Origin of the sequence: Teichococcus globiformis (genome assembly GCF_042646265.1) — a bacterium.
GTDB classification, from domain to species: Bacteria; Pseudomonadota; Alphaproteobacteria; order Acetobacterales; family Acetobacteraceae; genus Pseudoroseomonas; species Pseudoroseomonas globiformis.
Genome location: NZ_JBHRTN010000008.1, coordinates 164612 through 185754, shown reverse-complemented (window position 1 = coordinate 185754; position 21143 = coordinate 164612). Strand labels below are relative to the sequence as shown.

At 67.9% G+C, this 21143-nt stretch carries 20 protein-coding genes; 9 read left to right on the top strand and 11 right to left on the bottom strand.

Features of this window, described 5'->3' with window-relative positions; all coding sequences use genetic code 11:
• The first annotated feature begins 25 nt into the window (after positions 1-25).
• A complete protein-coding gene (locus tag ACFOD4_RS08170; protein WP_379595468.1) occupies positions 26-1033 on the top strand; it encodes a zinc-dependent alcohol dehydrogenase family protein in 1008 nt (335 codons plus the stop codon).
• Positions 1034-1115: 82 nt separating this feature from the next.
• Here ACFOD4_RS08170 and ACFOD4_RS08165 read toward each other — a convergent pair whose 3' ends face one another.
• The 4 genes from ACFOD4_RS08165 to ACFOD4_RS08150 all read right to left on the bottom strand — a co-directional run bounded on the left by ACFOD4_RS08165 (position 1116) and on the right by ACFOD4_RS08150 (position 5169).
• Positions 1116-2009: an MBL fold metallo-hydrolase gene (locus tag ACFOD4_RS08165; protein ID WP_379595466.1), complete on the bottom strand. Its 894-nt coding sequence runs from the start codon at positions 2007-2009 to the stop codon at positions 1116-1118.
• 82 nt (positions 2010-2091) lie between these two features.
• Entirely contained in the window at positions 2092-2622 is a 531-nt protein-coding gene (locus tag ACFOD4_RS08160; protein ID WP_379595464.1) for a chromate transporter, read from the bottom strand.
• The gene (locus ACFOD4_RS08155) at positions 2619-3176 is read right to left on the bottom strand and encodes a chromate transporter (protein ID WP_379595462.1); all 558 of its coding nucleotides are present in this window, start codon (positions 3174-3176) and stop codon (positions 2619-2621) included. The genes ACFOD4_RS08160 and ACFOD4_RS08155 overlap by 4 nt, the downstream gene beginning before the upstream one ends.
• Positions 3177-3375: 199 nt before the next feature.
• Positions 3376-5169 carry a monovalent cation:proton antiporter-2 (CPA2) family protein gene (locus ACFOD4_RS08150; protein WP_379595460.1) on the bottom strand — a complete coding sequence of 598 codons (1794 nt, stop codon included), beginning with the start codon at positions 5167-5169 and terminating at the stop codon, positions 3376-3378.
• A gap of 97 nt (positions 5170-5266) precedes the next feature.
• On the opposite strand from ACFOD4_RS08150, the gene tsaE reads away from it, so the two are divergent.
• Positions 5267-5758 carry a tRNA (adenosine(37)-N6)-threonylcarbamoyltransferase complex ATPase subunit type 1 TsaE gene (tsaE, locus tag ACFOD4_RS08145; RefSeq protein ID WP_379595458.1) on the top strand — a complete coding sequence of 164 codons (492 nt, stop codon included), beginning with the start codon at positions 5267-5269 and terminating at the stop codon, positions 5756-5758.
• 1100 nt (positions 5759-6858) lie between these two features.
• On the opposite strand, the gene hemE is transcribed toward tsaE, so the two are convergent.
• Entirely contained in the window at positions 6859-7902 is a 1044-nt protein-coding gene (hemE, locus tag ACFOD4_RS08140) for a uroporphyrinogen decarboxylase (protein WP_379595456.1), read from the bottom strand.
• A gap of 348 nt (positions 7903-8250) precedes the next feature.
• Between hemE and ACFOD4_RS08135 the strand changes: the two genes are divergently transcribed.
• The gene (locus ACFOD4_RS08135) at positions 8251-9117 is read left to right on the top strand and encodes a pyruvate, water dikinase regulatory protein (protein WP_379595455.1); all 867 of its coding nucleotides are present in this window, start codon (positions 8251-8253) and stop codon (positions 9115-9117) included.
• Entirely contained in the window at positions 9114-9710 is a 597-nt protein-coding gene (locus ACFOD4_RS08130) for a Maf family protein (protein WP_379595453.1), read from the top strand. The genes ACFOD4_RS08135 and ACFOD4_RS08130 overlap by 4 nt, the downstream gene beginning before the upstream one ends.
• Before the next feature lie 4 nt (positions 9711-9714).
• Here ACFOD4_RS08130 and ACFOD4_RS08125 read toward each other — a convergent pair whose 3' ends face one another.
• The gene (locus ACFOD4_RS08125; protein WP_379595451.1) at positions 9715-10605 is read right to left on the bottom strand and encodes a LysR family transcriptional regulator; all 891 of its coding nucleotides are present in this window, start codon (positions 10603-10605) and stop codon (positions 9715-9717) included.
• Positions 10606-10708: 103 nt separating this feature from the next.
• Here ACFOD4_RS08125 and ACFOD4_RS08120 point away from each other — a divergent pair, with 103 nt between their 5' ends.
• The 3 genes from ACFOD4_RS08120 to ACFOD4_RS08110 all read left to right on the top strand — a co-directional run bounded on the left by ACFOD4_RS08120 (position 10709) and on the right by ACFOD4_RS08110 (position 14013).
• A complete protein-coding gene (locus ACFOD4_RS08120; protein WP_379595449.1) occupies positions 10709-11257 on the top strand; it encodes a GNAT family N-acetyltransferase in 549 nt (182 codons plus the stop codon).
• The gene (locus ACFOD4_RS08115) at positions 11250-12449 is read left to right on the top strand and encodes an MFS transporter (protein WP_379595447.1); all 1200 of its coding nucleotides are present in this window, start codon (positions 11250-11252) and stop codon (positions 12447-12449) included. The genes ACFOD4_RS08120 and ACFOD4_RS08115 overlap by 8 nt, the downstream gene beginning before the upstream one ends.
• Before the next feature lie 274 nt (positions 12450-12723).
• Entirely contained in the window at positions 12724-14013 is a 1290-nt protein-coding gene (locus ACFOD4_RS08110) for a glycosyltransferase (protein WP_379595445.1), read from the top strand.
• Positions 14014-14028: 15 nt separating this feature from the next.
• Here the strand turns inward: ACFOD4_RS08110 and hrcA are convergent, their stop codons facing one another.
• A complete protein-coding gene (gene hrcA / locus ACFOD4_RS08105) occupies positions 14029-15105 on the bottom strand; it encodes a heat-inducible transcriptional repressor HrcA (protein WP_379595444.1) in 1077 nt (358 codons plus the stop codon).
• 183 nt (positions 15106-15288) lie between these two features.
• Between hrcA and ACFOD4_RS08100 the strand changes: the two genes are divergently transcribed.
• Both ACFOD4_RS08100 and ACFOD4_RS08095 read left to right on the top strand, forming a co-directional pair.
• On the top strand, positions 15289-15531 hold the full coding sequence (locus tag ACFOD4_RS08100) for a hypothetical protein (RefSeq protein WP_379595443.1): 243 nt from the start codon (positions 15289-15291) through the stop codon (positions 15529-15531).
• The gene (locus tag ACFOD4_RS08095; RefSeq protein ID WP_379595442.1) at positions 15528-15704 is read left to right on the top strand and encodes a hypothetical protein; all 177 of its coding nucleotides are present in this window, start codon (positions 15528-15530) and stop codon (positions 15702-15704) included. The genes ACFOD4_RS08100 and ACFOD4_RS08095 overlap by 4 nt, the downstream gene beginning before the upstream one ends.
• A 17-nt stretch (positions 15705-15721) precedes the next feature.
• Here ACFOD4_RS08095 and ACFOD4_RS08090 read toward each other — a convergent pair whose 3' ends face one another.
• The 4 genes from ACFOD4_RS08090 to ACFOD4_RS08075 form a co-directional block, all read right to left on the bottom strand.
• The gene (locus tag ACFOD4_RS08090; protein WP_379595440.1) at positions 15722-16897 is read right to left on the bottom strand and encodes a zinc-dependent alcohol dehydrogenase; all 1176 of its coding nucleotides are present in this window, start codon (positions 16895-16897) and stop codon (positions 15722-15724) included.
• Positions 16898-17051: 154 nt separating this feature from the next.
• Positions 17052-18596: a TrkH family potassium uptake protein gene (locus tag ACFOD4_RS08085; RefSeq protein ID WP_379595439.1), complete on the bottom strand. Its 1545-nt coding sequence runs from the start codon at positions 18594-18596 to the stop codon at positions 17052-17054.
• On the bottom strand, positions 18586-20010 hold the full coding sequence (gene trkA, locus ACFOD4_RS08080; RefSeq protein WP_379595437.1) for a Trk system potassium transporter TrkA: 1425 nt from the start codon (positions 20008-20010) through the stop codon (positions 18586-18588). The genes ACFOD4_RS08085 and trkA overlap by 11 nt, the downstream gene beginning before the upstream one ends.
• A gap of 1 nt (position 20011) precedes the next feature.
• Positions 20012-21097 (bottom strand): AGE family epimerase/isomerase, encoded by a 1086-nt coding sequence (locus ACFOD4_RS08075; RefSeq protein ID WP_379595436.1) that lies wholly within the window; start codon positions 21095-21097, stop codon positions 20012-20014.
• Between the last annotated feature and the right edge of the window lie 46 nt (positions 21098-21143).

Sequence of the window (21143 nt, the reverse complement as noted above, 5' to 3'; positions counted from 1 at the left end):
CAGACACGGCCATCAGGAGAAGCGGATGAACGCCATCAAGCTGCGCGCGCCAGGCGGGCTGGACCGCCTGGAACGGACAACCCTGCCCGAGCCTCGCGCGCCCGGCCCCGGTGAGATCCGCCTGCGCGTGCAGGCCAGCTCGCTGAACTATCACGACTACGCCGTGGCCATCGGGGCGATCCCGACCGAGGACGGGCGCATCCCCATGTCCGACGCCGCCGGCGTGGTGGAGGCAGTGGGCGAGGGCGTCCGCGACTTCGCGCCGGGCGACCATGCCGTGTCCTGCTTCTTTCCGCTCTGGCAGGACGGGCCGGCCGAAACCGGCGACTTCAAAACCGTGCCCGGCGACGGCATCGACGGTTATGCGCGGGAAGCGGTGGTGCGCCCGGCTTCCTGGTTCACCGCCGCACCCCGGGGCTGGTCGGCCCCTGAGGCGGCGACGCTGACCACCGCCGGCCTCACCGCCTGGCGCGCGCTGGTGGTGGATGGCGGCCTCAAGGCAGGCGACGTGGTTCTGGTGCTGGGCACCGGCGGTGTCTCGGTCTTCGCCTTGCAATTCGCCCGGATGATGGGTGCGACAGTGATCGCCACCTCCTCCTCCGATGCCAAGCTGGAGCGCATGCGCGAGCTCGGGGCTTCGCACACCATCAACTACAAGGCCACACCGGACTGGGGGAGGGCAGTGCAGGACTGGACGGGCGGACGCGGTGTCGATCAGGTGGTCGAAGTCGGTGGTCCCGGCACGCTGGAGCAGTCCATCCGCGCCGCCCGCATCGGCGGCCACATCGCGCTGATCGGCGTGCTGACGGGCCGTTCCGGAGAAGTGCCGACAGCGCTGCTCATGGCCAAGCAGCAGCGGCTCCAGGGATTGATCGTCGGCAGCCATCGTCACCAGCGGGAGATGATCCGCGCCATTGACGGCACGGGCATGCGCCCGGTGATCGACCGCGCCTTTGCCATGCAGGAGATCGCCGCCGCCTTCCGCCATCAGGAGTCAGGGGCGCATCTGGGCAAGATCGTGCTGGAAGCCTAGCGGCGCTGTCCCCCGGACGCAGGGAACAATCCTGCCGGGTGCATGAGGGGGCGGAGTCCCCCCTCGATCCTTGCCTAGCCCCTCAAGGTTTCGGATAGGCGCTGCCATCCTCGGCACGGGCGGGGGCTTCGGCGTAGCGCGTGCGCTCCGGCATGCCAAGGCGCTCGAAATTCGCCGCCAGTTCGTGCAAGGCACTGCGCAGGGCCGGCCCCGCCATGGCCCGGCCATGTCCCGCCACCATTGTTTCGGGTTCCAGGGTGGACAATTGCCGTGCCGATTGGGCGGCGGCCTCCCAATCCACCGTGAAATAGGCGGGCGGGCCATGCAGCTCCGGCGTCTGTGCCACCGCGGCATAGGCGGATTCCTGTCGTGTGGTGACAACGGCATCGCCCGCCACGAGGCTCCGGTCGGCCTCCCGCCAGAAAGACACGTGGCCGACGCTGTGGCCGGGCGTGTGCAACCAGCGCCAGCCCGGCGCAAAGGGCAGGGTACCATCCTGCGGCAGCATGTGCAGCCTTGCTCCAAGGTCGAGGGGCTTGCGCGGAAACAGCGGCGACAACCGGGCCATCAGCCCCCCGCCCACTTCGGGCGCCGGGGGCGGGTAGGCGGCGCTGCCATCCAGATACGGCTTCTCCAGCGGATGCGCGTAAACCGGCACATCCCACTCTTCAGCCAGATCCTCCAGTACACCCACATGGTCGAAATGCCCGTGGGTCAGCAGAATCGCGGCCGGGCGGGCAGTGCTGCCGAAGCGCCGGGCCGCCGCCTCCCGGATGGTGCCCTTGGTGCCCGGCAGGCCGGCATCCACCAGCACCCAGCCCCGGTCCCCGCTGTCCGGCAGGCCGAGGAAGGCGACGTTGACGATCATCAGCCTGGCATAGGCCAGGTCCGGCGCCAGGTGGTGGATCCCGTCATCCGGGCCGGCGGGATTCTCCGGCGCGCGGGCTTCCTCCGGCAGGGGAATCCGATCGGCCATGGCTTTCTCCTCCTGTGACTTGCGCAGAATGGAAGGCGGCGGAGTGCCCGGCGGTTACACAAGCCCAAGCAAGCGAAGCCCGTTATCCCTGGCCGATCCCCGTCAGGCCCAGCAACGCACCGGCGGCCAGCAGCAGCAGCGGGTGCAGCTTCGTCGTCAGGTTCAGCACCGCCACAAGGGCGGCAATGCCGGCCAGCACCGCGTTGAGCGCCGTGGCCTCCACGATGATGGCGGCGCTGGCGGCCACCAGACCAGCGGTCACCGGCAGCAGCCCGGCCTGCACGGTGCGCCGCATCGGAGCCTCGCGGAAGCGATTCCAGACGTGCAGCACCAGCGCCGTGACGAGAGATGAGGGACCGAACTTGGCGATGCTGGTGACCAGCAGCCCCGGCCAGCCCGCCACATGCCATCCCACCAGCGGGACCACCATCATGTTCGGGCCGGGCGCTGCCTGCGCCAGGGCAAACAACGCGCTGAACTGCTGCGCCGACATCCACTGGTGAAGCTCCACCACCTGCCGTTGCATCTCGGGCAGGATGGTGTTGCCGCCGCCGAAGGCCAGCAGCGAGAGCTGGGTGAAGATCAGCGCCAGGGCGGCGAGCGTTCCTGTCATCGTGCGAGCCGCACATGCGCCAGGATGCTGAGCGGCGCCAGCACCAGCATGGTGGGCAGCAAAGGCAGGCGCAGGATGGCGATGGCCAGGAAGCCGGCACAGGCCACGCCGATGCCGGGCCATTTACCGCGCAGCGGCACGGCAATCTTCACCGAAACCGCGATCAGCAGCCCCGCCGCCGCCGCCGCCAGCCCGGCAAAGAAATGCCGCACCTGCGGATCGTCGTAATACTGATCGTAGATGGTCCCGAGCAGGATAACGATGGCCGTTGGTGCCGCGATCAACCCGAGCAGCGCCGCGACCGCTCCCGCCGCCCCCCGGAAGCGCAGCCCCACCGCGACTGACATGTTGATGATGTTGCCGCCCGGCAGGAACTGGCAGAGGCCCAGCAGGTCGCTGAACTCCGCCGGACTGAGCCAGCGCCGGTCCTCCACCATCATGCGCCGTGCCAGCGGCAGCACGCCGCCAAAACCGGTCAGGCCCAGGAGGAGGAAGCCCAGAAAGAGCTGGGCGATGCCCGGCCGCACCAAGGCCGTGTCCGTTTCAGTGGCCATGGCGCGGTTTTCCCTTTTTCTGAACCGTTTCGGGTTAGAAGCGGCGGAGCGCAACGGCAAGCGCGTCCCCTCCCGGACCCGCCGCACCGCAGGCCTGAAGCCTCAAAAGGCCTGATCCGTCCAGAAGGGGAGGTGCGGGAAATAACGCCCCTCCCGGACGATTGAGGGGCACAGAGCCCCACCTTGCACCCCTGTTGAACTAGTCCGCCACCGCTTGCCCCTCCGCGGGGGCGGCCGTTCCTCGCCTCGGGGTCAGCGGCTCGGGGCGCATGGTGAAGAGGTCCTGCGGCGTCACCGCACCATGCAGGCGCTGCGCCTTGAAGCGTTCACGGTCCAGCCGGCGCACTTCGGCTTCCACCTCCTCGGCCTCATCGCGTGAGAGGCCCAGCCCGACCAGCGCCTCCCGCCCGAAGGCCAGGGCGGATTCCAGTGTTTCCCGCATCACGCTGGCGGCCCCGACCTTCAGCAACGCCAGCGCATGCGGCCGGTCGAAGGCACGGGCATGGCAAGGAATCTCGGGAAGGGCTTCCCGCACGATTGCCAGGACGCGGCTGGTGGTTTCCGGGCGATCAGTGCAGACCAGGATCAGCCGCGCCCGCTCCGCCCCCGCCGCGCGCAGCACGTCGAGCCGTGTGCCATCGCCGTAGAAGACCCGGGCGCCAAAGCGCGCCGCTTCCTCGATGCGGCGCGGATCGTTGTCCAGCAGCGTCACCGCCACGCCCTGTCGCTGCAACACCTGTGTCACCAGCTGCCCGAACCGCCCGAAGCCGATCATCAGCACGCTGCCGTGGGCCTCCGAGTAGTCTTCATCCGGAATGTCCTGCCCGCAGCGACGCAGGAGGGCGGGGCCAAAGCGGATCACCAGCGGCGTCGTCGCCATGGACAGCGTCACCAGCGCGGTCAGCAGGCTGGCCTGTTCCGGTGCCAGCACCCCCGCCACCGCCGCGGTGCCGTAGAGCACAAAGCCGAACTCCCCACCCTGGGCCAGCAGCAACGCGGCCCGCAGCGCCACTTCGGGCGGATGGCCGAAGAGCCGCGCCACGGCATAGGTCGTGCCCAGCTTCAGCAGCACCAGCGCCAGTACGCCGGCGAGCAGCACCGGCCAGCGCGCCGCGATCACACCGAGATCAAGCCCCATTCCCACGGACAGAAAAAACAGCCCGAGCAGCAGGCCCCGGAACGGCTCGATGTCGGCTTCCAGCTCGTGCCGGTAATTCGACTCCGCCAGCAGCACGCCGGCCAGGAATGCGCCCATGGCCATGGAGAGCCCGGCCCAGGCCATCAGCGCGGCGGCGCCGAGCACCACCAGCAGGGCTGCGGCCGTCATGATCTCCCGCGCGCCGGAACGGGCGAGCAGGCCGAAAAGCGGGTTCAGCAGGAAGCGTCCGGCCAGCACCACGGCGGCCAGGGCCGCGACGGCAGTTCCCGCCGCCGCCCAGGCCGAGCCTTGCTGGGCCACGGCGAGCGGGGACAGAAACGCCACCAGCGCCAGCAGCGGCACGATGGCCAGGTCCTGCAGCAGCAGAATGGCGAAGGCGGTGCGGCCATGCGGCGCCTCCACCTCGCCCCGTTCCTCCAGCAGCGGCAGCACCAGGGCGGTGGAGGAAAGCGCCAAGCCCAGCCCGGCCACAATGGCCGCCGGCCAGGCCCAGCCGGCGGCGAAGCGCAGCGCCAGCGCCATCACCCCGCCACTGCCCAGCATCTGCGCCGTGCCCAGGCCGAAAATGTCACGCCTGAGCGCCCACAGACGTCCGAGGTTGAGCTCCAGCCCGATAATGAACAGCAGCAGCACGATGCCCAGCTCCGCCAGTCCCGCAACCCGTTCTGGCTCGCCAAACAGGCCCAGGACGAAGGGCCCGATTGCCACCCCCGCCGCAATATAGCCGAGCACCGGGCCCAGACCCGCCCGCTTCGCCAGCGGCACGGCCAGAACTGCCGCCGCCAGCAGCACCATAGGCTCGAACAGCGAAAGGACGTGGTGCGATTCTTCCATGACAAGGCTCCCGGAGCGGCGAGATCATTTGGGCACCGGTACGACGAGGGCGCAACTTGCCCTGGCGCAGCCGCCAAGGGCAGATTGAGCGCCAATCATGGCCGACACACTGCACCTGACGCTTTTCGACCTTGCCGCCACCGAGGCCCTGGCCGCCCGTGCCGCCACGCTCGTGCGGGCCGGCGACGCCATCCTGCTGGAGGGGCCGCTCGGCGCCGGCAAATCCGCCTTCTGCCGCGCCTTTCTGCGCGCGGCGGCGGGCGACCCGATGCTGGAGGTGCCATCGCCCTCCTTCACGCTGGTGCAAGGCTACGACCTGCCCAGCGGCCCTGCGCACCATTTCGATCTTTATCGCCTGTCCGGCCCCGATGAGCTGGAGGAGCTGGGCTGGGACGAGGCCCGGGACGGCATCGTCCTGGTGGAATGGCCTGGCCGGCTGGGCTGGCTCACACCGGACAATGCGCTGCGCCTTTCCCTTGCACCGGAGCGGGGAGCACCGCCGGAGCAGACGGGCCGCCGCCATGTGACCTTGTCGGGCTGGGACACGGCGCGGCTCCGGACATTGGCGGCGGAGGCGGGGCGGGAGTAGGGCTGCGGCATCACCGCCCCCGCGCTACGGCATCACAGGGTCATGGACCGGGCAGACATTGTGGCTGCTGCGGAAGCGGATGGAGGCCGGATAGGCTTCGCGACGGGCCCGCGATCCCGCCGAGTGAACAGTGTGCCTTGATGCCCTTCCAGGGATTGAAGGCGTCGATCTCACGAATCAGGGCCTCGTCCCAGGCGGATTATGGCGGCGCAGTGATGCGCGCAACAGTTCAGTGAAGGCGCTTCTCCTCCAGCCATGGCACGGAGGCGTCCTCCACCGGCATGCAATCCAAAGCGGTGAGAAGCGGGGCGCGCCGCTCCCATTCGCCCCATTCGTGGCGAAGAACTCGGTTATGGCGTCGCGTAGTGCATCCGGCTGCCGCGCGTGGCCACGCTTTCGCCAGCCAGGGCCAGCAGGTCGGTGGAAACCGGAACCAGGGACAGCTTGGCCACATAGTCGCCGAAACGTAGCGAAGCCTGGGTCCAGAGGGTCCGCCGAGGCTGTGGGAGTTGGGGTGGCTGCCCAGGCTTTTCAGCGTGGTGTTCCCGTGCCCACTGCCCAGCACCTTTTCCGCGCCGCGCTGCATGGCGGAAAACCCTTCTTCAGGATCCGCGGCTAGTCCGTGGTGGCGGCCAGCAGCTTGAGGTTGCCAGCCCGGGCTTTGGGGATCGACGGCGAGGAGAGGGGGGTGCATCGGCCATCACAAAGTCCTGGCTGATCTCGTCTCCTGACCCCCAGCTGTTCGCCGGGCATCTTCAGCGCCAAGCCGCGCGGCACTGGACGCTGTCATCCCGCAGGCCTCCGGGATTGGTGGAGAAGCGCATCACCACCCTGTAACGTCCTGGCCTAGCGAAAAGGCCTTGCGCAGCTCTGCCGCCAGTCCTGACAGTACCTGCAGCTCACCCTTCCGCAGCCCCGTAGCCCTTCGCATTCAGGGACCGGACGGCGCGTCCCTAGCGCAGCGCTTCCTTCAGCGCGGCGATGGTGTCCGCCTCAGCGGGCTTTGATGGCTCCAGGTCAGGGCTGTAGCGCACAGGAACGGCCGTTTTTCCTCCATTTTCGGAAAGCCAACGCTTCAGCCCTGACTGCGGATGCTGCCCTTACCCGATGCGGATGGTCCGCGTCAGCGCCGCCACATGCTCCGGCGGGGTCTGCGGCACGATGCCGTGGCCCAGGTTGAACACAAAAGGCCGCCCCCGCATGGCCGCCAGAACCGAGCGCGCCTCAGCCTCCAGCGCCGCCCCGCCGGCCACCACCGCCTGCGGGTCCAGATTGCCCTGCAGCGTGATCTCGGACGGCACGTTGGCGGCCGCCCACCGCGGATCCATGCCGGTGTCCATCGCCACCGTGCCAGTGCCCACGCGCTGTGCATACTCCACGATCAGCGGGCCGGCGAGGCGGGGGAAGCCGATCAAGGGGATGTCCGGCCGCACCTTGCGGATGCCCCGCACAATGGCCGCTGCGGGCTCGATGCTCCAGCGGCGGAACTGGGCGGGGGAAAGCAGGCCCGCCCAGCTATCGAACAGCATCAGTGCCTCGGCGCCGGCCTCTGCCTGGGCCAGCAGGTATTCCACCGTGCTGTCCACCAGCAGCCGGATCAGCTTGCCGAACAGCAACGGGTCGGCATGGGCAAGGCGACGCGTTTCAGCGAATTCTTTGCCGCCTTTGCCATCCACCATGTAGCAAGCGACCGTGAAGGGGCTGCCGGCGAAGCCGATCAGCGCCGTGCCGGGTGCCTCCTGGGCGAGGCCTGCCCGTACCCGACCCACGGTCTCCAGAATCGGGGCAATGCGTGCTCTCACGGCTGCCGGCTGCAGCGCCGCCAGTCCCGCCGCATCGCGGATGGGCGCCAGCAGCGGACCCTCTCCCTCAGCGTAGCGGAGATCCTGCCCCAGGGCCCAGGGCAGCATCAGGATGTCACTGAACAGGATTGCCCCATCCATCCCGTAGCGACGGATCGGCTGCAGAGTCACCTCCGCTGCCAGCTCCGGCGTGGTGCAGAGGCTGATGAAGTCGCCGGCCTGAGCGCGCGTGGCGCGATATTCCGGCAGATACCGCCCGGCCTGGCGCATGAGCCAGAAGGGCGGCGGCCAGAGGGCCTCTCCGGAGAAGGCACGCAGCAGGGGCTTTGACGCGTTTTCCATGCGCCCTCTCTCTATGAAAAAGAGTCTTTAAGAAAGGTGGGAGTCTATTGGGCCTGTGGAAAAGGTGGACGCAATGCCCACACACTCTGTCCACAAAGTTTTCCACAAGCATGATTCATAAGAGAATCATGTGCTGCACAGGGTTTTTTCGCGTTTTCCCGGACTCTCGGGTGGTATCCCGGGGAATCATACCCAGGGCATTGATTCCGTGCGATTCATCCCCGCTTCTCCAGGGTGGGGTGGCCGGAGGCGAATCTTGTCCCCATTCTCCACACCAATCCCCGCTATTCTCCACCCTGCAAAAGGGTGGGATCGCACCCTGACCGCGCCGAGAAACACCCGGAATCGATGCCGCACCGCATGTTCAACCTGCACCTTGTCTCCGACAGCACCGGCGAAACGCTGAATTCCATCGCCCGCGCCACGCTGGCCCGGTTCTCCGACCCGCATGTGGTGCATCACCGCTGGTCGCTGGTGCGATCGCACCTGCAGCTCGAGCAGGTGCTGGAGGGCATCAAGGCCGAGCCCGGGCCGGTCATGTTCACCCTGGTGGACCGTTCGCTGCGCCATGCGCTGGAAGAGGTGTGCCAGCAGATCGGCGTGCCTTGCCTGTCCGTGCTCGACCCGGTGATGGACCTGCTGCAGGCCCAGCTCGGGCAGCAGGCCAAGGAGAAGCGTGCGGCGCAATATGTGCTGGATGCCGACTATTTCCGCCGCATCGACGCCATGCATTATGTGCTGGCGCATGACGACGGCCAGGGCGTGGCCGGCATCGAGGAGGCGGATTGCGTGCTGGTGGGCGTTTCCCGCTCCTCCAAGACGCCCACCTGCTTCTACCTCGCCAACCGCGGCATCAAGGCGGCCAATGTGCCGATCGTGCCCACCTCTCCCTTGCCGCCCGAACTGGACAACTCGCCCTGCCCGGTGATCGGGCTGACCATCGACACCACGGCGCTGATCGATATCCGGCGGCATCGTTTGAAGATCATCGGCGCGGGCGGCGTGCGGCAGGACACCAATGACTACGTGGATTTCGAGGCGGTGAAGGCCGAGATCCAGGCCGCCCGCCGCCTTTGCACCAGCCATGGCTGGCCGGTGATCGACGTGACCCGCCGATCCATCGAGGAAACCGCGGCCACCGTTCTGCAGCTGATGGAGGCGTGGCACACGCGCCGGTCACAGAACGGGCCGAAGCCGGGACTGATCGGCGCATGACGCGCATCATCCTCGCTTCTTCCTCCGCAACGCGGCAGGCGCTGCTGCGCTCGGCGGGGCTCGAGTTCGAGGCCGTGCCGGCAGCGGTGGACGAGGCGGCGCTGAAGGAAGCTGCCAGGGCTGACGGCTTTTCCCCCGCCGATGCCGCCATCCTGTTGGCCGAGGCCAAGGCCATCCGGATCGCTCGGCGCGAGCCGGAAGCCCTGGTGATCGGTGCAGACCAATTGCTGGTTTGCGACGGCCAGTGGTTCAGCAAGCCGGAAAACCGGGAAGCGGCTCGGGAGCAGCTTGTCGCATTGCGCAACCGGACGCACACGCTGTTCACCGCCCAGGTGCTGTGGCGCCACGGCCAGCGCGTCTGGCACCATGTGGCGGCGCCGAAGCTGACGATGCGCGACTTTTCGGAGCCGTTCCTGGATCGCTACCTGGCAGCGGAAGGGGAGGCGGTCTGCGCCTCGGTCGGTGCCTACCGCCTGGAAGGGTTGGGGGTGCAGTTGTTCCGGGAGATCGAGGGCGAGCACAGCGCCATTCTGGGCTTGCCGCTGCTGCCACTGCTGGGATTTCTGCGGCAGCACGGATTGCTCCAGGGCTGACCGCTCACCCGGCGCCAGCCGGTGCCAGGGATCGCAGCGCTTCCACCAGCGCCCGCAGTCCGCGATCCATCACCTTTTCGCGCCGCAGCACCAGCACCAGATCCCGGCGCAGAGGTGGATGAAGCGGCCGTACCACTGTGCCAAGCGGTGCATTCCGCACCGACAACGCCGGCAGCACGGAAACCCCCAGCCCTCCCGCCACCAATCCCTTGATGGCTTCCACGCTGCCGAGGTCCATGGCGGGACGCGGCAGCGGTCCAGCGGCGGCGAACCACGCGTCGATCAGGGCCCGGGTCTGTCCGCCCGCCTCATAGAGGATCAGCGGCAGCGAGCGGAGCACCGTGGCATCCAGCGAGGGGGCCCGCGGCGCCAGTGCTTCGGGTAGCAGCGCCACCAAGGGATCGGCCAGCAGCACAGTCTCGTGCAGCACCCGGCTGCGCAAGGGGGAGCGCGTCACCAGGGCGCAGTCGAGCGCGCCGTCCTCCACCTCCCGCAGCATGGCGGGCGAATTGCCCGTGACCACGACCACCTCCAACCCCGGCAGGCTCCGGCGCAATCCCGCCAGCATCGGAGGCAGCAGGTGAATGCACGCCGTAGCGCCCGTGCCGATGCGAACCCGGCCAAGATGCCCGTCCCGGAAGGCCAGTGCCGCGGCGCTGGCTTCCGCCGCGGCGGCGATCGCCCGGCGAGCGGGGTTGGCAAACGCGGTGCCGGCTGCGGTGGGCAGGATGCGTCCCGCCGCACGTTCCAGAAGCCGCACGCCCAGTTCCCGCTCCAGTTCGCGCAATTGCTGGCTGGCTGCCGGCTGCGTCAGCCCCAGCGAGCGGGCGCCGAGCGAGATGCTGCCTTCTTCCAGAACAGCGATCAGGGTGCGGAACTGGCGGAGCGTCGGCATAACCGCATCTTATTCGAATACGCGGCATCACAAGAATTTCCTGTGTCGCTGGTCCGCCTGGTTCCAGCATGGCTGGACCATCAGTTTCACAACTGGATCCGCCATGACCTTTCTGCCCCAAGGCCTGACCATCCGTGTGGCGACACCCTCAGATCTTTCCCAGATTGCCGGGATCTATGCCCATCACGTCCGGCACGGCACCGCGTCCTTCGAGGCTGAAGCGCCATCGCTGCAGGAGATGACCCGGCGGCACGCTGTGCTGATGGAGGGAGGCATGCCGTGGCTGGTGCTGGAGCAGGAAGGCATGGTGCTGGGCTACAGCTATGCGGGGCCGTACCGGCCTCGTCCGGCCTATCGTGATACGGTGGAAAATTCGGTCTACATCAGAGCCGGGTTCGAGGGGCGGGGCCATGGCCGGGCCCTGCTGGGCGCGCTGATCGATGCCTGCACCGCCCTCGGGCTGCGGCAGATGGTGGCGGTGGTGGGCGACAGTGGCAACACGCCGTCCATTGCCCTGCACAGAAGCATGGGCTTCCGCGATGTGGGGGTGCTGCACGCCGTAGGGTTCAAGCACGGGCGCTGGCTGGACTGCGTGTTGCTGCAGCGATCCCTCGGCCCGGGAAGCAGCGCTCCGCCGGTGCCGCGTGGCTGAGGCCGCGCCGGCCGGCGCCTGGCGTGCCGCCGCAGCGCTGGCCTGTACCCAGACGGTTCACTGGGGTTCGCTGTTCTATGCATTTTCCGTTCTGATGCCGGAAGTGTCGGCCGAGATGGGTTGGTCTCGCGGCACCGTGGTCGGCGCTTTTTCGGCAGGACTGCTGGTGCAGGCCGTGGCGGGGCTTGGGATCGGGCCTTTGCTGGACCGTTTGGGGCCACGGGGCATCATGGCGGCCGGTTCGGTGATGGCCTCGCTGGGACTGCTGGCGGTGGGGCAGTCGAATAGCCTGACTGCCTTCTACCTGGCTTGGTGCGGCATCGGCGTTGTGATGGCGGCGACGCTGTACGAGGCCGCCTTCACCGCCATCGCTGCCGCGTTCGGACAGGCGGCCATGCGCCCGGGTATCGCGCTGGTGACCTTTGCAGGAGGCCTGGCCAGCACCGTGTTCTGGCCGCTCACGGCCTGGATGGTGGAGGCGCAGGGCTGGCGTGAAGCATGCCAATCCCTGGCATTGCTGAACCTCCTTTGCGCGCCATTGCATGCCCTTCTGCTCCCGGGCCGCGTGCGACGCCAGCCACCGACGAACAGCCTGCCGGCCCCGGAGATCACGCTGCATGCCGCGCTGCGTGGCGGACGGTTCTGGGCTTTGGCCTTTGTGAATGGCGCGGTGGGACTGACCGGCGCCGCTCTTGGCGTGCATCTGGTTCCCTTGCTCGAGGAGCGAAGCCTGGGTTCCGCTGCGCCACTATTGGCGGGGCTGATGGGTGTGGCGCAGCTGGCCGGTCGGGTAGCGGAGTTCTACACGGCCCGGCGGCTGTCCCTGGGGCGCATCGGGGTGGTGGCGCTGGTCGCACTCGCCTTGGCTGGTCTCTTGCTGGGCTGGGGACAGGATGTGACCGTACTGGGGGCCGGTATTTTCCTTTACGGCCTGGCGAACGGCATCATGACGATTGTTCGCGGGGGCCTGCCGGCCCGCTTCTTCGGCACCGGGCACTACGGCGCCATCAGCAGTGCCCTGGCTGCGCCAGGTGCCCTGATGCGCGCGGCCGGACCCTGGGCCGCGGGATGGCTGTGGCAGATCGGCGGCAGCTATGCCTGGCCCATGACCGTGTTGGCGCTGATAGCCCTGCTGGCGACACTGGTTCTGGGCTTCTTCGTGCGAGAGGGCGCCCGCACGCCGCCCCGCTGACCTGAACAAACAATTCCGACCGAAAGTGTTCCGCAAGGTCTGCCGGCATCCAGACGGGGACCGGCCGCCCATGCTGCTGCGCCCAAAGCCGCGAACGACGAGCCATACGGCAACAACCCACGCGCATAGAAGATCTGTCCTTTTCGTCCCTAAAAAGGGATTTTTGCCCGTATAGGCGGCATCGACGGAAAAAATATCCGTATTTTGGATGATTGTCAGAAAACGAAAGAAAGATTAACAAAATATTGGACAATGATCATAAAGAGAAACGTTGATGCTCCAGGCTATACTTTCCTCGTCGGCCGAAACGGTGGTGGAGGTTGGCCCGGGTGCAGCACCGCTGCGGGCTCGTGTGATCGATCCTTCCTTGTTCACCATTCCTTACTGCGAGGCTCTGGTGACTGCGCTGGACGAGGCCGGCGTGGATGTGCAGCTGGTTGGACGGCCCCTCCGCGCAGGTGAAATGCCTCTGCGGACCCCATTCGATCCACGTTTCTACCGCTGGTCGGATACGCTTCCGCGCCGGATCGGCAAGACAGGCGCGGCGCTGAAGGCTCTGGAGCACTGCGCGGACCTTGCCAGCCTTGCGGTTCGTGGCTTGCCAGGGGGAAGTGTGGCGCACTTCCAATGGCTGCCGTTTCCGATGGCGGATTCAGTGGGGCTGCGGCTTTGCCGGGCCAGGGGGCCGGTGGTTGTCACCGTGCATGACACAACACCGTTCAACGGCACCCCGACGTCGCGCCTGCAGCTGCACGGCTTCATCGCTGCGCTGGGTCTGGCCGACCGCCTGATCGTCCATACCCAGACCGGGCTGGAGCAGCTTGTCGCGAGCGGCCTGGATCGCAGGCGGATCCGCTGCATTCCGCACGGTCCGCTTGGCGGCTTCGGCGATATCCCGCCGCCGCCGCGATCCGGTCCGATGACCCTCGTGGTGTTCGGCAAGATCCGCCCCTACAAGGGCATCGACATCCTGATCGCGGCTCTGGCGGCACTGGGCCCCGATGAGCGGCGCATGCTGCGGGTGATCATTGCCGGCGAGCCCATGATGGATGTTGCGCCGCTCCAGGCCCGGATCGTGTCGGACGGGCTGGGGGGCACTGTCGAGCTGCGGCTCGGGCACCTCGACGAGGCGGCGATGCGGGCGCTGTTCACCGAGGCAGAGGGGTTCGTCTTTCCTTATCGCGAGATCGAGGCAAGCGGCGTGCTGTTTCTGGTGCAAGGGCTGGGGCGCTGGCTGATCGCGTCACGCCTCGGAGCGTTCGCAGAAACCATCAGCCATGGCGAAACCGGCCGTCTGGTGCCGTCGGAGGATGTTCCGGCCCTTACGGCGGCCCTACTGGAATGCGTCCATTCCCGGCCACGGCCCGTGGGCACCGTCCCTGTGACCGGGTGGGACAGCATCGCGCGGGCGACGATCGCCACCTACCGCGAAGCCTTTCTGCATTGGCGGGGTGGCCGGGCCGCAAGCCCGAAGGGGCTCCGGGCTGCAACGGCGGCCGCCCGGGCGGAACTCGCCTCCACAGCGCCGGTGCGCCCGACCAGCCTGTTGCGAGGCGATCCCTAAGGCATCGCGCTCTTCTCAGCCCAGCAATTGCCCGATCACCCGGGCCGTGTAGTCCACCACCGGGATCACCCGCCCGTAATTGATGCGGGTGGGGCCGATCACCCCGATGGCGCCCACGATCTGCTCCTTCTTGTCGCGGAAGGGGGACACCACCATCGACAGCCCGGCGCTGCTGAACAGCCCGCTCTCCGCGCCGATGAAGATCTGCACGCCCTCGCCGCGCTGCGCCAGTTCCAGCAGGCGCAGCATGGTTTCCTGGGCTTCCAGCCGCTCGAACAAGGCCTGGATTTCCTGCAGGCGTGCGATCTCGTCGATGTTCTCCAGCAGCTTGGACTGGCCGCGCAGGATCAGCGAACCGCCGCCTCCGCCTGCCCATGTGGCCAGGCCGCTCTCCACCATCTGCTGCGTCAGCGCATCCAGCGCCGAGCGATTGGCCTGGATCTCATCGGCCACGGTGCTGCGCGTTTCCTCCAACGTACGGCCGGAGAGACGGGCATTCAGGTAATTGCTGGCCTGAGTGAAGGCGGAGGGCGGCAGACCCGGCGGCACGTCGATGACGCGGTTCTCCACCTGCCCGTGCGCGTTGACCAGCACCACCAGGGCGCGCCCGGGTGACAGGGCCACGAATTCAATGTGCTTGATGGCGGCATCGGTCTTCGGTGCGACCACCAGGCCGGCGGCACCGGCGAGGCCGGACAGCATCTGCCCCGCCTCGGACAATGTTTCCTCCATGGAGCGCCCGGCGGCGGCGCAGCGGATGGCGATGTTCTCCCGCTCCTCTTCCGACAGGTCGCCGAATTCCAGTAGCCCGTCGACAAACAGCCGCAGCCCCTGCTCGGTGGGCAATCGCCCAGCCGATGTGTGCGGCGCGTAGAGCAGGCCGGCCTCTTCCAGATCGGCCATGGCATTGCGAATGGTGGCCGGCGACAGGGTCAGCGGCAGACGGCGCGACAAGGTGCGGGAGCCCACCGGCTCGCCGGTTTCGACGTAGAGCTCCACCACCTGCCGGAGAATGGCGGCGCCGCGGCTGTTCAACCCGGACGAGGCCAGCAGATTGCCGCGAAGCCCGGGGAAGAGCGACGGATGGGGCACTCGGCATGTCTCCTGATTTTAGAACGGGTCAACATAGCCTGGGCCGGGCGATCACCCAGGCTTGATGGCCCGGCTGGCGCTCAGGGCGGGATCATGTCACGCGGCGACACAACATGGCCATGAACGTGGTGCATGCCTTCTGTATTGGTGTGCCGCAAGGCGCAAACAAGCGCGGAGGCCCTGATGACCGACACGCCCGGTTCCCGGCTCTGGCCGCTGGCCCTGATGGGGTGGCTCGCGGCCATCCCGCAGCTGCCCCGCGAGGCCGAGCAGGAGGCCTCCCCACCTGTTCTGGCCGAAGAAGCGCGTCGCGGTCAGCGCACCGCTTGGCTGACCGCCGCCCGTGCCCGCTATGCCGAATTGTCAGCCGAACAACGCGACAGACTGCGCGAGGCGCGCCGTGCGTCGCGGAACGGTTCCGCATGACCAATCCCGTGGTGAACGGCTTTCTTCTAGCCCTGATGGGCTTTGCAGTCGGAGCGGCCCTTCTGGGCGTGATGCTGGAACGCGCGACACGATGCCCCGGTGCCTTGGCCGGAGTGGTGGTGGTGGCGATGATCGGCCTGTCCTGGGGCGGCGCGGTGCTGCTGGCGCAATAGCACCGCCCCGGGCGGCATCAGGTCTTCAGAACGACCTTGATGCACTTGTCGTCCTTGTTGCGGAAGGTCTTGTACATCTCCGGCCCGTCTTCCAGCTTGGCGGTATGGGTGATGACGAAGGAGGGATCGATCTGCCCTTCCTCGATCCGCCGCACCAGGTCGTCGGTCCAGCGCTTCACATGCGTCTGGCCCATGCGGAAGCTCAGACCCTTGTTCATCGCGACTCCCATCGGGAATTTGTCGATCAGCCCGCCATAAACACCGGGAACGGAGATGATGCCGCCGGGCCGGCAAACATACACCGCCTCCCGCAGCACGTGAGGACGGTCGCTTTCCAGCATCAGCGCCTGCTTGGCGCGATCCAGCAGCGTGTCGGGCTGGCTGGCGCTCACATCGGACTCAAGCCCGACCGCGTCGATGCATTTCTGCGGGCCCTTGCCCTCGGTCAGTTCGTTGAGACGTTCGATCACGCTCTCATTCTTGAAGTCGATGGTGATGGCACCGCCCGCCGCAGCCATCGCCAACCGCTCGGGGATGCAGTCAATGGCCACGACCTGCTTGGCCCCTAGCAGCACCGCGCTGCGGATCGCCATCTGTCCCACCGGCCCGCAGCCCCAGATGGCAACCACGTCGTCCGGCTCGATGTCGCAGTGGACGGCGGCCTGCCATCCGGTCGGCAGGATGTCGCCAAGAAACAGCGCCTGCTCGTCCGTCATGCTGTCGGGCACCTTGATGTGGGTGCTGTCGGCGAAGGGCACGCGCAGGTATTCCGCCTGCCCGCCCGGATAGCCGCCGGTCAGGTGGGTGTAGCCGAACAGACCCGCGGTCGGGTGGCCGAATACCTTTTCGGCCATGTCCCGCTTGCGGTTGGTTCGCTCGCAGACCGAGAAATTGCCGCGCCGGCACTGCTCGCACTCGCCGCAGGTGATGGTGAAGGGCACCACGATGCGCTCGCCCTTGCGCAGCGTGTTGCCGACGCCCGAGCCAGTTTCCACCACCTCGCCCATCATCTCATGACCCATGATGTCGCCGGATTGCATGGCAGGGATCAGGTTGTGGAAGAGATGGAGGTCGGAACCGCAGATCGCGCAGCTCGTGACCTTGATGATGGCGTCACGCGGATCCTCGATCACGGGATCGGGGACACTTTCACAGCGAATATCCTGCTTCCCGTGCCAAACCAGCGCCTTCATGGCGATCTCCATTGCGTCGCCGGGCGCCGGAACGGGGCGCGCCACCGCGCGCCGCCACAAGCCGGTCCCGAGGGTTGAGCTTAACCGCGCCAGATTGTCCGGCCCGGATTTCCATAACGGCTGCGGGGTGCCCGGAGTTGAGCGCCGGCGCCGCTCAACCGCGCCAGAAGCGCGGCATGAACAGGATCAGCACGGTGAAAAGTTCGAGTCGCCCGAGCAACATGCCGAAGCAGAGCAGCCATTTTGCGCCCATCGGCAGCCCGGCGTAATTGCCCGCCGGGCCGATATGCGTGCCGAGCCCTGGCCCCACATTGGAGAGCGCGCCAACAGCGGCGCTGGCGCTGGTCAAAAAATCCAGCTCGAACCCCATCAGCGCAATGGTCAGCGCTCCGTAGCAGATGAAGTACACGGCAAAGAACACGACCACCGAACCCACCACATCATCCGACAGCAGCTTGCCGGCATAGACGCGCGGAAACACGCCGCGCGGGTAGAGCAGGCGCAGGAAATGCGCGCGCAGCATGATGGCCATCACCTGGAAGCGGAAGATCTTCATGCCGCCCGAGGTCGATCCGGTGCAGCCGCCGACAAACATCAGGCCGAAGAACAGCCCCGTCGCAGCATTGCCCCACAGCGTGTAGTCGGAGGAAGCGAAGCCCGTGGTCGTCACCACCGAGACGGTGTTGAGCAGGGCATGGCGGATGGCGGCCTCCGGCGCGTAGAAGCCGCGCCACCACAGCCACAGCGCCAGCCAGGACGAGACGAACAGGATCAGGCCGAGAAAGGTGCGCACCTGCGCGTCGCGCCAGATCGCCATGTCACGGCGCACAGCGCGGATATAGAGGACGAACGGCAGGGCGCCAGCGATCATCCCGACAATGGCGATCCAGTGCACCGCTGGAATGTCCCACCGTGCCAGTGACGCATCGGCAGTGGAGAAGCCCGCGGTGGAGAGGGTCGAAAGAGCGTGGGTGGCCGCCACAAAGGGCGACATGCCCGCCGCCCAGTAGGCCAGCGCGCAGAGCAGCGTCATGGCTGTGTAGATCACCGCGATTGATTTCGCGATTTCCCGCGCGCGGGGCATCACCTTTTCCGACCGGTCGGAGCTTTCCGTGCGAAACAGCTGCATCCCCCCGACGCCGAGCGCGGGCAGGATCGCGACCACGGTGGCGATGATGCCGATCCCACCCAGCCATTGCAGCAGAGCCCGCCAGAGCAGGATGCCCGGCGCCGTCTGGTCCAGCCCCGACATCACCGTGGCGCCGGTGGTGGTCAGCCCCGACACCGCCTCGAAGTAAGAGTGGGTGACGTTGCCGCCGAGACCGGGATGCGCGGAAAGGTAGAACGGAATGGCGGCGCAACCCGAAATGGTGGCCCAGCTCAACGGCGTCAGCACAAACGCCTGCCGCAGCGTCAGGCCCCGTGTCAGGTCGCAGCGTGTGCGGCGGAACACCAGGGCGGCAAAGGTCGAGAGGCCGATGCAAGCGAACAGGAAGGGCTTCCAGTCCGGATTGCCGTGCAGCGCGTCGATCCCCGCCGGCAGCAGCATGAAGACCGACAGGGCGAGCAGCATGCCGCTCGCCAGATGCACCACCGGCCGCATGGCGGGGGGCGACCAGGCGCTCGCGGCGCCGTGCGGCACGGGGCGCATCCGCGCCTGGTCCACCGGCGCCGGGCTCCGCTTGGCGTCAGGGCGCATCGACGGGGCTGGCCGGCGGTACGGGTGGCGGTTGCGGATCGTTCTCGCCGGGGCGGGCCAGCAAGGCCTCGGCCTCGCGCAGCGCGTCATGCGCCACGACGGCGATGACGTTGTCACCGGGCCGCACCCGCGTCTGGGCATCCGGGATGATGGCCTCGCCGTCGCGCAGCACCGCGCCGATGCGCATGCCCGCCGGCAGGCCCGCCTTGCCGAGGGGTGCCGCGACGAGGGGCGAGCCCGCCAGCGCCTCGGCCTCCAGCACCTCGCCGAAATCGCCGCGCAGGCGATAAACCTGGGCGACGGCGCCCCGTCGCACATGGCGCAGGATGGAGGAGATGGTGATGGCGGAGGGGCTGACCGCCGCGTCGATCCCCATGGCGTCCAGCACGGGCTCGTAGGAGGATTTGTTGACCAGGGTGATGGCGCGGCCGCAGCCGGCCTGCTTGGCCAGCACGGAAACAAAGATGTTGGTCTCGTCGTCATTGGTCACGGCGATGATGGTGTCGACCGCGCCGATATGTGCCTCGTCGAGCAGGTCGCGCTCCAATGCGTCACCCGAGAGCACAACCACGCCGCCGCCCAGCTCGCGCGCGATCTGCTCGGCGCGCTCCGGGTTGTGCTCGATCATCTTCAGCGACACCAGCGCCTCGCGCGAGAGCATCCGCGCCAGATGCAGCCCCACATTGCCGCCGCCCACGATCAGCAGGCGCCGCGCCACCTGTTCGCGGTGGCCGAAGGCCGTCATCACCTGGTCTGCCAGGGCGGGCTGCGCGATCACATAGACATCGTCCCCCGGGCGCAGGCGCTCCTCTTCCGAGGGGACGAAGGCATGGCTTTCCCGCAGCAGGGCAACCACCACGAAGCCGCTTTCAGCCGCCGATTGCCGCAGTTCGGCAAGGGTGCGGCCAACAACCGGCGCCCCGTTCTCCGGTACCTGAATACCCAGAAGCTGCACTCGGCCATCGGCCAGCGGCACCATGTCGAAGGCGCCGGGCGTGCGCAGCCGGCGGGCGATGCCGCGCGCCACCTCCATCTCGGGTGAGATGATGACGTCGATCGGCATCTGCTCCGGCGCGTAGAGGCCGCGCCAGAGGGGCGCGAGATAGCCATGGTGACGCAGACGGGCGATGCGTCGCTTCACCCCGAACAGGGAATGGCCGACCTGGCAGGCCACCATGTTCACCTCGTCCGACCGGGTGACGGCCACGAGCAGGTCTGCCTCCTTGGCCCCTGCGGCGCGCAGCACCTCAGGGTGGGACGCGAAGCCCACCATGCCGCGCACATCGTAGCTTTCGTCGGCCCGCCGGGCCTGGGCCGGATCGGCGTCGATGACGGTGACGTCGTTGCCTTCCCGCGCCAGATGTCGGGCGATGGTGCTGCCGACCTGCCCTGCGCCGCAGACGATCACCCGCATGTCACGGCGCCCGCGCGTTCAGCTCGGTGATGGCGCAGCTCAGATGATACAGGCTGCTGGCCGGGGCCGGCTCTTGGCTGAAGCGGCCATCGGCATGGCGGCGCTCGTGGAACAGCCCATCGGGACGCAGATAGGCACCCAGCACGCACTTTGCCTCCTCCAGGTCCAGCGGGTGGCTGCCGGCGCGCAGCAGCGCGGATTTCAGCCGTTCCGTCTGCGGCCAGAGCCGCGCTTCGCGGCTGGCCACGGTGCCGTCGCTGCGCACCACATCCGCCAGCGCGCCGGTGTCAGGGTTGCGGCCAAAGGCATCGACAAAGGCCTGCAAGGCCGCCGCTTCCCCTGGCGCGGCATGGCCGCCGCACAGCCTGGCGTGATGATCGAGCAACCAGATCCACTCGCAGGCATGGCCAGGCTCGGCCGGATGGGGGTCGTCCAGCGGGCGCCAGTCATCGCCGAAGAACTCGGCCAAGCTGCCGCTGCTAGGTTGAAAGAAGCGGTGGCGGAACAACTCCACCAGCCGCGTCGCACCGGCGAGGTAGCGTTCGTCGCCGAAGGCCTCGGCCGCGACCAGCCGGGCCTCCAGCAGGTGCATGTGGGGGTTCTGGCGGCGCGGCAGATCGGGTGGCAGGCCTTCCAGATAGCCGCCTTCCGCATGGGTCATGCGGTGTTCGATGAACTCATCCACTGCCAGGGCCGCCGTGCGAAGCGCTGCCCGCGGCATGGCCGTGGCAGCGGTGGCGAGCGCCAGCAGCACGAAGGCGTGGTCGTACAGGTCGCGCCGATCGTCGGTTACCCGGCCATCCAGGGCGAAGCGCCAAGCATAGCCGCCGTCGGGCCGCAGCGCGTGGCGGCGCAGAAAGGCGAGGCCCAGCTCCACCGCCTCATCCGCGCGCGGGACACCGGACCGGGCGGCCAGGCTGAAGCTGTAGATCTGCCGTGTCACGACGCGCAGCCGCCGGAAGGTCGACGCGCAATGCCGGCTCTCCAGGTCCAGCGCCTCGTGGAAGGCACCCGCCTCCCAGTCCACGCCATGCGAGAGCCAGAGCGGCCAGGCCGCTTGCTTCAACCAGGAGCCGAGATCGTCCATCACACTCCGGCGTTACGACGCGGAGGGCGGCGCTGGCAAGACAGGG

Excerpts from the sequence above, each read along its gene's own strand:
- ACFOD4_RS08130 (WP_379595453.1), top strand. The coding sequence starts at position 9,114 with ATGACGCGCATCATCCTCGCTTCTTCCTCCGCAACGCGGCAGGCGCTG.
- ACFOD4_RS08085 (WP_379595439.1), bottom strand. The coding sequence starts at position 18,596 with ATGCGCCCTGACGCCAAGCGGAGCCCGGCGCCGGTGGACCAGGCGCGG.
- ACFOD4_RS08135 (WP_379595455.1), top strand. The coding sequence starts at position 8,251 with ATGCCGCACCGCATGTTCAACCTGCACCTTGTCTCCGACAGCACCGGC.
- ACFOD4_RS08150 (WP_379595460.1), bottom strand. The coding sequence starts at position 5,169 with ATGGAAGAATCGCACCACGTCCTTTCGCTGTTCGAGCCTATGGTGCTG.
- ACFOD4_RS08075 (WP_379595436.1), bottom strand. The coding sequence starts at position 21,097 with ATGGACGATCTCGGCTCCTGGTTGAAGCAAGCGGCCTGGCCGCTCTGG.
- ACFOD4_RS08090 (WP_379595440.1), bottom strand. The coding sequence starts at position 16,897 with ATGAAGGCGCTGGTTTGGCACGGGAAGCAGGATATTCGCTGTGAAAGT.
- ACFOD4_RS08095 (WP_379595442.1), top strand. The coding sequence starts at position 15,528 with ATGACCAATCCCGTGGTGAACGGCTTTCTTCTAGCCCTGATGGGCTTT.
- ACFOD4_RS08165 (WP_379595466.1), bottom strand. The coding sequence starts at position 2,009 with ATGGCCGATCGGATTCCCCTGCCGGAGGAAGCCCGCGCGCCGGAGAAT.
- ACFOD4_RS08125 (WP_379595451.1), bottom strand. The coding sequence starts at position 10,605 with ATGCCGACGCTCCGCCAGTTCCGCACCCTGATCGCTGTTCTGGAAGAA.
- ACFOD4_RS08170 (WP_379595468.1), top strand. The coding sequence starts at position 26 with ATGAACGCCATCAAGCTGCGCGCGCCAGGCGGGCTGGACCGCCTGGAA.
- ACFOD4_RS08160 (WP_379595464.1), bottom strand. The coding sequence starts at position 2,622 with ATGACAGGAACGCTCGCCGCCCTGGCGCTGATCTTCACCCAGCTCTCG.
- ACFOD4_RS08100 (WP_379595443.1), top strand. The coding sequence starts at position 15,289 with ATGACCGACACGCCCGGTTCCCGGCTCTGGCCGCTGGCCCTGATGGGG.
- ACFOD4_RS08110 (WP_379595445.1), top strand. The coding sequence starts at position 12,724 with ATGCTCCAGGCTATACTTTCCTCGTCGGCCGAAACGGTGGTGGAGGTT.
- ACFOD4_RS08155 (WP_379595462.1), bottom strand. The coding sequence starts at position 3,176 with ATGGCCACTGAAACGGACACGGCCTTGGTGCGGCCGGGCATCGCCCAG.
- trkA (WP_379595437.1), bottom strand. The coding sequence starts at position 20,010 with ATGCGGGTGATCGTCTGCGGCGCAGGGCAGGTCGGCAGCACCATCGCC.
- hemE (WP_379595456.1), bottom strand. The coding sequence starts at position 7,902 with ATGGAAAACGCGTCAAAGCCCCTGCTGCGTGCCTTCTCCGGAGAGGCC.
- tsaE (WP_379595458.1), top strand. The coding sequence starts at position 5,267 with ATGGCCGACACACTGCACCTGACGCTTTTCGACCTTGCCGCCACCGAG.
- ACFOD4_RS08120 (WP_379595449.1), top strand. The coding sequence starts at position 10,709 with ATGACCTTTCTGCCCCAAGGCCTGACCATCCGTGTGGCGACACCCTCA.